Source organism: Halovenus aranensis, assembly GCF_900100385.1.
GTDB lineage: Archaea > Halobacteriota > Halobacteria > Halobacteriales > Haloarculaceae > Halovenus > Halovenus aranensis.
The window spans coordinates 155,437-167,558 of sequence record NZ_FNFC01000004.1; the positions used below are offsets into that span (position 1 = coordinate 155,437).

The window sequence follows — 12,122 nt, forward strand, 5'->3', positions numbered from 1 at the left end:
CCAGTCTCGCTGTCGCTGTGCAACAGATATATTCCTCCTGTGTCGGAATCTGAGGTATGGACCGACGTGGGTTTCTGGCGGCAGGTGCCGGCTTGGCGGCGGCGACGGCTGGTTGTCTCGGGACTGACGAGGAGGTCGACACGGGTCGAGTCGCTGCCGGCGGGACCATCGGCGACGAGGGCGAGACAGTCGCGAGCGGAGCGGTCGTCGAGGTCGATGGCGGGACGATGCGTCTCACCGCGACAGACGTACAGCGGTCGGTCGTCTCGCCACAGGAGGGAAACACCGTCTACGAACCTACAGACACACAGTTTCTCGTCGTCGGGCTGGACACCTCCGACCTGCTTATCGAAAGTCCACTAGAGGATATGAGCCTCCTGCTCGACGGCGAGCGGCCGGACATCCCACAGCGCGTGCCGCGTCTGGTAAATCTCGACCGGGGCGATATAACAGCGACCCGAGGGAGCGCAGACATCGCCTTCGCTGTCCCGACGGCGACGCCGTCGACGGCACGCATACGGTACGATACGCTGACGAACGTCTCCTGGCGGGTACCCGACGCACTGGTCGATATCTTCGAGACCGCACCGGAGTTCGCCTTGGAATCGGCCGCAGTTGTCGAGGACAACGGCGAGACAGCACTGGCACTGACAGTCGAGAACCGCGGCGACAGGGACGGCGTCTTCCGGTGTACCACAGCGAGCGGGGACGGTACCCCAGAGGTCGTCCGGTTTACTGTCAGTGCCGACCGTCAGGCGAATGTCACGATTACGAACGCGGCGGTCAGCGAGTGGCCGGCAGGGGCGGATTTCGCGCACCCGGTCGACCCAGACACCCGGGCGTTCGCTGTCGACATCTGAACGAAGCCACGGTTGACAGCGACAGGGCACGAGCGCAATCTTTTTGACCGGTGGCGAGATAGGGGGAGGTATGATGGTAGGTGTCCGTTTTACAGGCCCGCTGTGAGCAACACCTGCCAGTTCTGTCGTGCGCTGGTCCCGAGCAGCCACGGCGTCAGCGCGGTCCTGAACGCGTTCTCTCGGGGGAGGTATACTGATGTCACGACAAGCGTCTACCATAACTGTCGTCCTCCCGGACGGCTCGGAGATGGAAGTTGAGCAGGGTGCAACGGTCGAGGATGTCGCCCACGAAATCGGTCCTGGACTGGGCCGGGATACGGTCGCGGGCGTCGTCGACGGTGACTTGGTCGACAAAGCGACACCGCTGACCGAGGACTGTCGGATCGAAATCGTCACAGAGAGCAGTGACGAGTATCTCGACGTGCTCCGTCACACCGGCGCTCACGTCTTCGGGCAGGCTCTCCAGCGACTGTACCCCGAGGCAAAGCTGGCTATCGGTCCCCCGACCGACGATGGGTTCTACTACGATATTGCAGGCGTCGAACTCGACGAGGACGACCTCGAAGACATCGAAGCCGAGATGGAGAATATTGTCGAGGCGGACTACGAACTGCAGCGAGAGATTCGCTCCCACGACGAGGCCGTCGATGCCTACGACGATAACCCCTTCAAGCAGGACATTCTCGCCGACGAAGCCGCCGGCGAAGACACCGTTTCCTTCTACGTCCAGGACGACTGGGAAGACCTCTGTCAGGGCCCTCACGTCGACTCGACGGGCGATATCGGCGCGATTACGCTGCTCGAAATGTCGGCTGCCTACTGGCGGGGCGAGGAGGAAAACGACCAGCTCACCCGCGTCTACGGTACCGCGTTCGAGAGCGAAGACGACCTCGAGGCGTTCATCGAGCGCCGCGAGAAGGCAAAAGAGCGCGACCACCGGAAAATCGGCCGTGAGATGGATCTGTTCTCGATTCCAGACCACTCGCCGGGCTGTGTGCACTTCCACCCTAACGGGATGGAGATTCGCCGCGAACTCGAAGACTACATTCGGAACAAAAACGACGAACTCGGCTACGACGAGGTCTGGACGCCGGAGCTAAACAAGGCAGAGCTCTGGAAGCCGACCGGCCACTACGACAACTTCAAAGAGAACGGCGAGATGTTCGCCTGGGAGCAAGACGAGACCGAATACGGTCTCAAGCCGATGAACTGCGCGAACCACGCCCACGTCTACCAGGAGGGGCAGTACTCCTATCGGGACCTTCCGGTCCGGTTCTCGGAGTTTGGCACCTGCTACCGAAACGAGCAGTCCGGAGAGCTGTCGGGACTGCTCCGGGTCCGTGGGTTTACCCAGGACGACGGCCACGCGTTCATCCGACGCGACCAGATTGAGGACGAAATCACGCAGACGCTATCGAGCATCGAAGACATCTACGACAGATTTGGCATCGAGATTGCCTACAAACTGGAGACTCAGGGCGACAACGCCGTCGGAAGCGACGACATCTGGGAGGAGGCGACGGAGGGTCTGCGGGACTCGCTCGAATCGCTCGGACTCGACTACGACGTCGAGCACGGCGAGGCTGCGTTCTACGGCCCGAAAATCGCACTCAACGGTATCGACGCGCTCGGTCGCGAGTGGACCATCGGCACCGTTCAACTCGATTTCAACATTCCGGAGCGTCTGGACTTGAGCTATGTCGGTAAAGACAACGAGGACCACCGGCCGGTGATGGTCCACCGCGCGCTCCTCGGTAGTATCGAGCGCTTCATGGGCGTGATGATAGAGCACTTCAACGGGAACTTCCCGACCTGGCTCGCGCCAGAGCAGGTCCGGATTCTGCCGGTGTCTGACGACAACATCGGCTATGCCAAGCGGCTCAAAAACGCCGACCTCGGTGACTTCCGGGTCGAAATCGAAGACCGCTCGTGGACGGTCGGGAAGAAAATCCAGCAGGCCCACGACGACCGAGTGCCCTACATGCTCATCGTCGGCGACAACGAGGAGGAGGCAGGTACGGTCTCTGTCCGTGACCGCTTCGAGAACGAATCCAAAGACATCGAAGTCGAGGCGTTCCGCAACCACCTCGCTGACGAGGTCGAGAGTCGACGCGTCGAACCCGACTTCCTGGAATAGGTCCTGTCTGCTGCGATGATATAAGTGGGCACATCCCCACGTATCGGACAATGCCAGCAGTGGAGACACAGCAGTTGACCAAAGAGTACGGCGCAGTACACGCGCTCGACGGCCTGGATTTGACAATCGAGCGGGGCGAACTCTACGGGTTGCTCGGCCCGAACGGCTCGGGCAAGACCACTACTATCGAGATTCTGACCGGCCAGCGTGTCCCCACATCGGGTGAGGTGTCGGTGCTCGATATCGACCCGGTCGAGAACCCGCTCGACGTTCGCCGCGCGGTCGGCATCCTCCCCGAGCGAGAGGACCCGCCCAGTTTTCTGACGCCGCGTGAGTATCTCCAGTTCGTCGGCGACGTGCGCGATATCGCGGACGTCGACGCGCGCATCGAGGAGTGGTCGACGAAACTGGAGTTTCGCGGGATTCTCGATACGCTCTCGACGGACCTCTCTGAGGGGGAACGCCAGCGGGTGATGCTCGCACAGGTGTTCATCCACGAGCCGGAACTCGTGTTCATCGACGAGCCACTGGTGAATCTAGACCCGCTGATGCAGGCCGAAGTCAGAGACATTCTCACAGCCTACTGCGAGGCCGGCAACACGCTCTTTCTCTCGACGCATTTCATGGAGGTCGCAGAGGACCTGTGCAGCCGTGTCGGCATCATCGCCGACGGGAAACTGGTCACCGAGCGCGACCCACAGAGCCTCGACGAAGACGGACTGCTCGAAACCTTCGCGACCGAACTCGGCGGCGAGTCCGCCGTGGAGGCTGGTCGACCGTGACGCTGAATCGAACGCTGTTCCGGCGGATGCTCGTCGAGGAGTTCCGGATGCACACCTCGCTGTTTGGGGTTCGACGGTTTTTGCTCTTCCCCGTCTTCGTGGCCGTCGTCGTCACAGCCAGTGCGTGGCTGCTCGGGCTGACCGGCACGGCGATGGAGACCGTGGTGGCCGGCGTCCACCTGCTCGTCTTTTTCTTCGGCTTGCAGGTCGGTACCGCAGGTCTGGTGGGACGTGACGCGATGCGTAACGTGCTCGGTGAGATGACGCTCCTCGTCTTCTCGGGGCGAACGCTGCCTGTCTCGCGGCGACGGTTGCTGAGTGTCTTTCTCCTCAAGGACCTGGCGTACTACTTCCTGTTCTTTCTCACGCCGATTACCGCCGGCTTCCTGCCGCTGGTCGCCGTGGGCGAACTCTCGGCGGCGAATCTGGTCGTGTTGTGGCTCTCGGTCACCGGAACTTTCGGTCTCGGAGCGGCGACGAGCCTAACTCTCGTCGGTGTTCTCAGTCGGAGCCAAGTCGCGGTCCTCGGCATCGTCGCTGCTGTGGCCGCCGGTATCGTCGCCGAGGGGATTACACTCGTCTCGTACACGCCATACGGTGCGTATCTCGACCAGACTGTGGTCGGTGCCGTCGGTGGATTCCTGCCGTTTGCCGTCCTGCTCGTCGTCGGCCCACTGGCTTTCGAACCGACGGCCAGCCGGCGGGTCAGGCGCTTCGAGTCGGGCCGGTTCGACCGGCTTCGCTCGCTTGGCGACGGCCTCACCGCGCGGCCGCTGCTCGAAATTACGCGCTCCAGTGGCTCCGTCTGGAAGGTCGTATTCTCCCTCGGTGTGCTCTTTGGCGTGGCCGCACTCCTGTTAGACCGGGTCGCCGTTGCGACGAGAATCGAGCCGTCGGCAGGTATCGCCTTCGGGACGCTGCTCGCGCTCGGTACCTTCACCACCTACAACTGGGTGACGCAGTTCGACGAGCCTCGGGAGTACCTGCGGTACCCGGTCGGTATGGACGCGGTCTTCCGTGGGAAACGCCGCGCCTTTCTCGCGCTCTCGTTGCCGACCGGCGTGGCGTACCTGACCCTTGCGGCAGTCTGGTATCCGGTCGTCGACCTGTTGGTCGGGCTGGTCGTCTTCCCGCTCGTCTCGGTGTACGTCTTCGGTGTTACCGCCTACCTGACGGGACTTTCAGCAAACGAGTTACTGTTCGATACGGCACTGTTCGCCTTGTACGGCGCTGCCCTCGCTGTCGTCGCAACGCCGTTACTCGTGGCTGCGCTCGCACACGGGAGCGCGCCGGTCCCATCGCTCGCCGTTGCTGTTGCTCTCTCGGTCGTTGCGGCGGCTGTCGGCGCTGTCCTCTCGCGACGGGTGGGAGTCCGCTGGCACAGTCGGCTACGCACCGAGTGAATCACTGCCGTTATACCACTCCAGTCGTCCGGCTAGGTATGGACGGTGTCATCGTCGACCTCGACGGAACCGTGTACCGCGGCGAAACGCTGCTCCCGGGGGCGGCAGACGGTGTCGACGCCCTCCGGTCTGTGGGTCTCGATGTTCTTTTCTTCTCGAATAATCCAGTTCGGGACAGCGAGGCATACGCCACGCGTCTCACCGAGTTCGGGATACCGACCGAGCCACACGAAGCCTGTTCTTCGGGCGTCGTAACCACGGAGTATCTTCGCAAGAATCACCCTGCTGAGGACATTTTCCTCATCGGCGACGACGGACTCCGCGACCAGTTCCTCGATGCCGGTCTGGAACTCACTGCGACGCCCGAGGATGCAGACGTACTCCTGGCGTCGTGGACCGCGGAGTTCGGGTACACCGACCTGCAGGCAGCACTCGATGCGACCGAGAAACAGATACCGTTCTACGGCACCGACCCCGACAGGACCTTCCCGGATGAGAATGGCAGAGACGTACCTGGCTCGGGCGCAATAATCGGGTCCGTGGCCAGAACAATCGGGCGAGAGCCCGACGAGGTGCTCGGCAAGCCTTCGACAGTCGCCTTGGAGTATGCGCTCGGGCGACTCGACACGAACCCTGAGTCCTGTCTCGTCGTCGGCGACCGACTCGATACCGACCTTCTGCTGGGCGACCGCGCGGGGATGACGACTGTCCTGGTCGAAACTGGTATCGCCGACAGCGCGGATATCGACGACAGCCCTGTAACGCCGGACTTCGTCGTCGATTCGCTCGGCGATATCGAGAGTGTGCTGAGCCAGCTTTAGTGGTGGAGTAATCAAAAGTAGTATGCTACCACTCAACAAATAGGAGAGCGAAGAATGTCAGGTGAAACGAACGATACGGACCCACTAGAGGAGACGGTCGCCGGTGCGGTGACCGGACTGACGCTGCTGGTCGCGTTCGGGCTGTTGTTCGCGGGCGTCGAGTTCTTCTGGGTTGCCTTTCCCGTCGGCTTCGGGGGCGTGTTGCCGATGAGCATCGGTCTCACACGGTACTATCAACAGCAGGCAAAACCAGCAGAGACCGCCACCGAGACAGCGGACGCACTCGAATCGTTACGGGAGCGATATGCCCGCGGTGAGCTGTCCGACGAGGCGTTCGAGCAACGGGTCGAGCGACTGCTTGAGACGGAGTCTGTCGAAGACGCACAGGAGTATGTAACACGCGGCGACACCGAGACAGACCGGATACTCGACCGCGAATAAGACACGACCTTTCGCAACCTAAAGGCATAATAGGCCACGCCCGAACATTTCTGCATGCTGGATTACTTCGACATCGACGCGAAACTGTCTCAGGAGGAACGCCTCATCCGGGATGAGGCCCGCAAGTTCGTCGACGAACGGGTTCGCCCGGACATCGCCGAACACTACGAGGAGGCGACCTTCCCGACTGAGCTCATCCCAGAGATGGGGGAGATGGGGTTCTACGCCCCGAACCTCGACGGCTACGGCCTGCCGGGGGTCAGTGAAACCGCGTACGGACTGTTGATGCAGGAACTCGAAGCCTGTGACTCCGGGCTGCGCTCGATGGCCAGCGTCCAGGGGGCGCTGGTGATGTACCCGATACACGCCTACGGCTCCGACGAGCAGAAAGACGAGTGGCTGCCAAAACTCGGAGAAGGGGAAGCAGTGGGCTGTTTCGGACTCACCGAACCAGAACACGGCTCGAACCCCTCAGCGATGGAGACTCAGGCCGAGAAGACAGACGAAGGCTACGTCCTCAACGGCTCGAAGACCTGGATTACGAATTCGCCGATTGCCGACGTTGCCGTCGTCTGGGCGCGTGACAAATCCGAGGCGGACACGCCCATCCGTGGTTTCCTCGTCGAAACCGAGCGAGACGGCGTGACGACGAACAAAATCGACGAGAAACTCTCGCTCCGTGCTTCGATTACGGGCGAGATTGACCTCAACGATGTGTGGGTGCCCGAGGCGAACCGGCTCCCCGGCGTCGAGGGGATGAAAGGGCCGCTGTCGTGTCTCACTCAGGCCCGCTACGGCATCGCGTGGGGTGCGGTCGGCGCAGCACGAGACAGCTTCGAACAGGCCCGAGACTACGCCCTCGAACGCGACCAGTTCGGCGGTCCGATTGCGCGCTTCCAGATGCAACAGGAGAAACTCGCCGAGATGGCGACCCAAATTACGCTCAGTCAACTGCTCGCGTTCCGGCTGGCTGAACTCAAAGAGGCCGACGAGATGCGTCCCCAGCACGTCTCGATGGCCAAACGCAACAACGTCCGGATGGCCCGTGACCAGTCTCGCGTCGCCCGGGAGATGCTCGGCGGTAACGGGATTACGCTCGACTACTCGCCGATGCGCCACATGTCGAACATGGAGACCGTCTACACCTACGAGGGGACCCACGACATCCACACGCTGATTCTGGGCGAAGACCTCACCGGCATCCCCGCTTACAACCAGTAACACACAGCCCGGTGGTTTCTCCGAGTACAGTCACGGCATCGAATCGGGAGACTCAAACCGGGCCATCAGTAAGTACCGGCATGCCCATTCCAGCAGTCGACCGAATCGACGTGGCGACGTACGGATTCATGCTCGGTCTGCTGGCGTTCGTCTATTTCATCTATCCACGCCATTTCCTGCAGGTAGTGGCGTGGTACACGAACATCATGGTGTTCACTTGCTGGACCGGGTACTTCGTCTATCGGCTGGCTTTTGGTGAGGCCGAGTTCTGGGAGTGACACCCTCCAGGGATGCGATGTTTTACAATCACACCCGTCGAAGCCACCGCCATGCAGGAACGAACGTCAGTAAGTGATATCTGGACACGATACGAGGACGGTGAGACGCTGACGATGCTGACGGCGTACGACGCACCGATTGCGGCCCAGGTTGACGCTGGTGGCGTGGACATGATTCTCGTCGGAGACTCTGCTGCCGACAACCACCTCGGCCACGACGACACGCTCCCGCTGACGATGGAGGAAGCGCTCTCGAACACCGCTGCGGTCGACCGGGCGGTCGACGACGCGATGGTCGTCGGCGACATGCCGTTTCTGTCCTACGGCGCGTCGATGGAGGAGTCAGTCGAGAACGCCGGCCGATTCATGAAAGAGGCCGGCGCCGACGCGGTCAAACTCGAAACAGCGCCACACGGCGAGACGACAATCGAGATTATCGACCGACTGACCGAACTGGGCATCCCGACGATGGGCCACATCGGCTTTACCCCACAGCGGATGCACCAGATTGGCGGCCCCTATATCCAGGGTCGCGGCCAGACGACCTCCGCTGCGGCCGACGAACTCGTCGAGACAGCAGAGCGCCTGGAGGAAGCGGGCGTGTTCACAATCGTCCTCGAAACGGTGACCGAGGAGGTGGGCAGACGTGTCACCGAGGCCGTCGACGTTCCCACAATCGGTATCGGCGCGGGCCGATACGTCGACGGACAGGTACTCGTCATCACAGACATGCTCGGCCTGGGCGGAGAGGCATTCAAACTCTCGAAACAGTACGCAGACCTCGACAGTGAAATCGAAAGCGCAGTCGAGTCCTACGTCGACGAGGTGAAAGGCGGGGAGTTCCCGGCCGAGGAGAACACCTACGACCCACTGCCGGAGGGGCCGGACGAGGACTAATCGGTGCCGAACGATAGCGTAAAGGCCGGCGAGCATCGACAACAGGACATGGGAATCACGGTCGAACTCGTCGGTGAGAGAAGCCAGGAAGTCGAGGCTGAAGCGGGCTGTTACAGCGACCTTCTCTCGCCGTTCGACGTGAGCAAACACGAGGTCTCGATTTTCGTAGACGGGCGGCCAGTGCCCGAGGACGAACAGATAGACCCGTCGGTCGACCACGTCCGTGTTCTCCGCCTCATCAAGGGCGGCTAACGATGGACGTGCGTGCTGCGACAGTCGACGATACGCCCGTCGTACGGAACGTACTAGACGCGGGCCTGCTCGAACTCGACGGCTCGACACTCGAAGCGGCAATCGAACGCGAAGCTGTTTTGTTCGCGGTCAGCGAGCGCAGAGCGACGGTACTCGGCGTGCTGGTACTCGATGGCGACGAGATTCTCGCAATCGCGGTTCGGAAACGACGGCAGGGACAAGGAATCGGGACGGCACTCGTCGAGGCTGCGGTGGCTCGCCGTGGCTCTCTGTCCGCGGAGTTTCACGAGCGTGTTCGCCCGTTCTGGGAATCGCTTGGATTCAGCATCGAGGAACGTGACGAGGCGAACCGCTACCGTGGGGAGTTGCTGACAGTCACCGGCGAATAGCGTCGTCTTACTGGGTGTCGACCAACGGGTCGACGATAGCTTTCCCTGCGTCGAGTAGCTCCGTCACGCGGGCGTCTGCAGTCGCTTCGGCGTAGATTCGCAGTTTCGGCTCGGTGCCGGAGGGTCGCACCAAAACCCACGTTCCGTCTTCGAGGACGAGCTTGACTCCATCGACCCCGCTCGCGTGTTCGACGGCTGTCCCGGCAAGCCGGTCGGGACGGTCGCCCTCCAACGCGTCGAGGACCGCCGTTTTCTCCTCGTCGGGGCAGTCGACGCTGCGTCGGCCCTGACGTATCTCACCGTAGGTGTCGAAGAGTTCGTCGATACGCTCGTCGAGTGGCTGCTCGACGTGAGCGGCCGCCGCGATGAGCGCGACCAGCACGCCGTCTTTGTTCCGGAGATGGGCAGTCACGCCGTACCCGCCGCTTTCCTCACCGCCAGCGAGTACGTCGTGGTCACCCATCGCCTCGGCGACCCACTTGAATCCGACTGCCGTCTCGTGGACGCTACGGCCGTTGGCCGCCGCGATGCGGTCGACGAGACTGCTCGTCGGAACCGTCCTGACCACGTCGCCGTCACCGTATTCGAGCAAGAAGTCGTACACCAGCGCCAGGACGACGTTCGGGTCGAGAAATCCGCGCTCTGTGGTGACGATACCGACGCGGTCGGAATCTCCGTCGTTGACAAATCCGATGTCGGCACCGCCGGCTGTCACCTCATCGACGAGTCCGCTGGCGTTCTCGGGGGTTGGCTCCGGAGCCGTGCCCCCAAAGTCGGGCACCCGCTCGCACCGACGGCGGCTGACCGTCGCCCCGGCACGCGCTAGAACCTCGTCGGTGACGCCGCGACCGCTCCCGTGCATCGCGTCGTATGCGACGGTCAGCCCGTCGAGTGCAACATCGATGCCGAACTCCTCGCCGAGAAAGTCAGCGACGTGGTCGATGTACGGCCCCCGCAGGTCGCGCTCTCTGTGACTGCCGGGCGCGTCGCCTGTCTCCCGTGGCGGTTTTAACTGTCGTTCGAGTTCGTCCGTCACCGTAGCTACCGCCGGCGCACCGTCCGCAGGAACGAACTTCACACCGTTGTACGACGGCGGATTGTGCGAGGCGGTTACGACGAGCCCGCCGGCAAAGTCGCCGCTGGCGACAGTCCAGGCGAGAGCGGGCGTGGGACAGTCACGGTCGGAGAGGACGACATCACGACCGTTTGCCGTGAGCACGCTCGCGAGGTCCTCGGCGAAGCCACGTGAGTGTTCACGCGCGTCGTAGCCGATAGCAACTGCTCCCGGCTGTCTGTCTTCGAGATACGTGGCGACCGCTTGGCCGACCATGCGCACGCGCTCGCTCGTAAACGTAGAGAGCGGCGCACGCCATCCGTCCGTTCCGAAGGTTATCGGTTCACGCGTCCCAGGGTCCTCGTTTCCCATAGGCGCTTTTCCCCGGCGATGGCACTAAAATCCCCGTTCGTCGGCACGGAAACGTATAGCCAGGGGGGTCCGCGGAGTCGGTGCGTCAAGCTTCGTGGGCACGGCGTCGTGCCGCCTCGGCGATACCCGCGTTGGCCGAACAGCTTGGACAGGCACGGATGTGCCCAGCCTCGTCGGCGAATACGCGAGCGAAGCGGTCCGATACGTGTGCGCCACAGTGGTTACATTCAGGCATTCGTCTGGCAACCGGCCTCGTGCTGCCGGCGTACAGTTGTAGGAGAGGACCGTAAATACAGATAGTGCCTAACAGGTTGGGTGTGTTGTACCAACCGTCGCTGTCGCTCGGTATGGCGGTCTGTCAGGACTCGTCGTGGCTGACGCTAACTGTCACGTCCTGGCCAGACTCTAGTTCTCCTGCTGTCGAGCCAACGAGTTTGAGACCGAACTGGTCTCGGGCGCAGTACAGCGCGACGCCTCGCACGGGCGTACCGTTCGCCTCGACAGTTACGTCGTCCCAGGTCACGGTCCTGTCCGAGGCGGTGCCGACCGCGGTGTCTGTAAACGTCGCTTCTGTCCCGTCACCGAGGACGCCGCCGCGCTCGTAGTGAGGGAAGCCGCCGTCGAGGACGCCGCCGTCGCTCGCTAGCCCGACGAACGTCGAGCCCGGGTTCGGGTGGGTTGGGCTGTCGAGGCGGGCCCACGTCTCGCCGGTTTCGACGACTGTCCCGGTGCCGTCCCACGCAAGCGGCGTCGGGTCGACCGACACAGTGAGGCCCAGCGAGCCACTCGCACGGTAGGGGTTGGTGTCGTGGTCTCTGAATCCGAGATGGATGTGATTCGGGACCCAGGGTGCGAAGAAGCCGGCTCTGACGAGTGTCCCCAAAGGGTCACCCTGCACAACGTGGTCACCGGCCTCGACGGCCGGGTCGACGTGGAGCAGTCTGGCGACGTGGGTTCCGGTATCGACGAGTATCAAGTGGTCGTGGGTCGCGGCGTACGGTTTCGGTGGCGCTTCGACGGTTCGGGTCTCGAGCACCTCGCCAGCCACCGGTGACGGGGCCGTTCCAGCCTCGGGATAGAGGTCTATCGCCGCGCCGGTATCGTGGGCTACGTACGGCGAGTTATACAGCGTGAACCGGCGATACTGAAAGAGGGTGTCACTGTCGATGGTGACCGTCATTACTGTGTTATTTGCCGAAGCCTGCATATGCTCGT

At 62.5% G+C, this 12,122-nt stretch carries 14 protein-coding genes; 11 read left to right on the forward strand and 3 right to left on the reverse strand.

Going from position 1 to position 12,122, the window contains the following annotated elements:
* Positions 1-56 precede the first annotated feature (56 nt).
* The 11 genes from BLR34_RS05555 (at position 57) to BLR34_RS05605 (ending at position 9,481) form a co-directional block, all read left to right on the forward strand.
* A complete protein-coding gene (locus BLR34_RS05555; RefSeq protein ID WP_092700338.1) occupies positions 57-860 on the forward strand; it encodes a hypothetical protein in 804 nt (267 codons plus the stop codon).
* Positions 861-1,056: 196 nt separating this feature from the next.
* Positions 1,057-2,997 carry a threonine--tRNA ligase gene (gene thrS / locus BLR34_RS05560; protein ID WP_092700341.1) on the forward strand — a complete coding sequence of 647 codons (1,941 nt, stop codon included), beginning with the start codon at positions 1,057-1,059 and terminating at the stop codon, positions 2,995-2,997.
* A gap of 50 nt (positions 2,998-3,047) precedes the next feature.
* On the forward strand, positions 3,048-3,779 hold the full coding sequence (locus tag BLR34_RS05565; protein ID WP_092700344.1) for an ABC transporter ATP-binding protein: 732 nt from the start codon (positions 3,048-3,050) through the stop codon (positions 3,777-3,779).
* A complete protein-coding gene (locus BLR34_RS05570) occupies positions 3,776-5,182 on the forward strand; it encodes a hypothetical protein (RefSeq protein ID WP_245683179.1) in 1,407 nt (468 codons plus the stop codon). The genes BLR34_RS05565 and BLR34_RS05570 overlap by 4 nt, the downstream gene beginning before the upstream one ends.
* Before the next feature lie 38 nt (positions 5,183-5,220).
* Complete coding sequence (locus BLR34_RS05575; protein WP_092700350.1) at positions 5,221-6,003, forward strand: HAD-IIA family hydrolase; 783 nt, start codon at positions 5,221-5,223, stop codon at positions 6,001-6,003.
* A gap of 54 nt (positions 6,004-6,057) precedes the next feature.
* Positions 6,058-6,444 (forward strand): SHOCT domain-containing protein, encoded by a 387-nt coding sequence (locus tag BLR34_RS05580; RefSeq protein ID WP_092700354.1) that lies wholly within the window; start codon positions 6,058-6,060, stop codon positions 6,442-6,444.
* 54 nt (positions 6,445-6,498) lie between these two features.
* Entirely contained in the window at positions 6,499-7,665 is a 1,167-nt protein-coding gene (locus tag BLR34_RS05585; protein ID WP_092700358.1) for an acyl-CoA dehydrogenase family protein, read from the forward strand.
* A gap of 80 nt (positions 7,666-7,745) precedes the next feature.
* Positions 7,746-7,943: a hypothetical protein gene (locus BLR34_RS05590; protein ID WP_092700361.1), complete on the forward strand. Its 198-nt coding sequence runs from the start codon at positions 7,746-7,748 to the stop codon at positions 7,941-7,943.
* Between the two features lie 51 nt (positions 7,944-7,994).
* On the forward strand, positions 7,995-8,840 hold the full coding sequence (panB, locus tag BLR34_RS05595; RefSeq protein ID WP_092700364.1) for a 3-methyl-2-oxobutanoate hydroxymethyltransferase: 846 nt from the start codon (positions 7,995-7,997) through the stop codon (positions 8,838-8,840).
* A 48-nt stretch (positions 8,841-8,888) separates the two neighbouring features.
* Entirely contained in the window at positions 8,889-9,092 is a 204-nt protein-coding gene (gene samp2, locus BLR34_RS05600) for a ubiquitin-like small modifier protein SAMP2 (protein ID WP_092700367.1), read from the forward strand.
* A gap of 2 nt (positions 9,093-9,094) precedes the next feature.
* Positions 9,095-9,481 carry a GNAT family N-acetyltransferase gene (locus BLR34_RS05605; RefSeq protein WP_092700370.1) on the forward strand — a complete coding sequence of 129 codons (387 nt, stop codon included), beginning with the start codon at positions 9,095-9,097 and terminating at the stop codon, positions 9,479-9,481.
* Positions 9,482-9,488: 7 nt separating this feature from the next.
* Here the strand turns inward: BLR34_RS05605 and BLR34_RS05610 are convergent, their stop codons facing one another.
* From BLR34_RS05610 to BLR34_RS05615, 3 genes are all read right to left on the reverse strand, one after another.
* Entirely contained in the window at positions 9,489-10,907 is a 1,419-nt protein-coding gene (locus BLR34_RS05610; protein ID WP_092700373.1) for a phosphohexomutase domain-containing protein, read from the reverse strand.
* 85 nt (positions 10,908-10,992) lie between these two features.
* Complete coding sequence (locus BLR34_RS17745) at positions 10,993-11,142, reverse strand: DUF7563 family protein (protein ID WP_267162653.1); 150 nt, start codon at positions 11,140-11,142, stop codon at positions 10,993-10,995.
* A 123-nt stretch (positions 11,143-11,265) separates the two neighbouring features.
* Positions 11,266-12,087 (reverse strand): DUF8155 domain-containing protein, encoded by an 822-nt coding sequence (locus BLR34_RS05615; RefSeq protein WP_092700376.1) that lies wholly within the window; start codon positions 12,085-12,087, stop codon positions 11,266-11,268.
* Positions 12,088-12,122: the final 35 nt, after the last annotated feature.

Coding starts and splice junctions, on each gene's coding strand:
- BLR34_RS05615 (WP_092700376.1), bottom strand. CDS start 12,087: ATGACGGTCACCATCGACAGTGACACCCTCTTTCAGTATCGCCGGTTC.
- BLR34_RS05585 (WP_092700358.1), top strand. CDS start 6,499: ATGCTGGATTACTTCGACATCGACGCGAAACTGTCTCAGGAGGAACGC.
- BLR34_RS05590 (WP_092700361.1), top strand. CDS start 7,746: ATGCCCATTCCAGCAGTCGACCGAATCGACGTGGCGACGTACGGATTC.
- BLR34_RS05555 (WP_092700338.1), top strand. CDS start 57: ATGGACCGACGTGGGTTTCTGGCGGCAGGTGCCGGCTTGGCGGCGGCG.
- samp2 (WP_092700367.1), top strand. CDS start 8,889: ATGGGAATCACGGTCGAACTCGTCGGTGAGAGAAGCCAGGAAGTCGAG.
- BLR34_RS05580 (WP_092700354.1), top strand. CDS start 6,058: ATGTCAGGTGAAACGAACGATACGGACCCACTAGAGGAGACGGTCGCC.
- BLR34_RS05565 (WP_092700344.1), top strand. CDS start 3,048: ATGCCAGCAGTGGAGACACAGCAGTTGACCAAAGAGTACGGCGCAGTA.
- panB (WP_092700364.1), top strand. CDS start 7,995: ATGCAGGAACGAACGTCAGTAAGTGATATCTGGACACGATACGAGGAC.
- BLR34_RS05610 (WP_092700373.1), bottom strand. CDS start 10,907: ATGGGAAACGAGGACCCTGGGACGCGTGAACCGATAACCTTCGGAACG.
- BLR34_RS05575 (WP_092700350.1), top strand. CDS start 5,221: ATGGACGGTGTCATCGTCGACCTCGACGGAACCGTGTACCGCGGCGAA.
- thrS (WP_092700341.1), top strand. CDS start 1,057: ATGTCACGACAAGCGTCTACCATAACTGTCGTCCTCCCGGACGGCTCG.
- BLR34_RS05605 (WP_092700370.1), top strand. CDS start 9,095: ATGGACGTGCGTGCTGCGACAGTCGACGATACGCCCGTCGTACGGAAC.
- BLR34_RS17745 (WP_267162653.1), bottom strand. CDS start 11,142: ATGCCTGAATGTAACCACTGTGGCGCACACGTATCGGACCGCTTCGCT.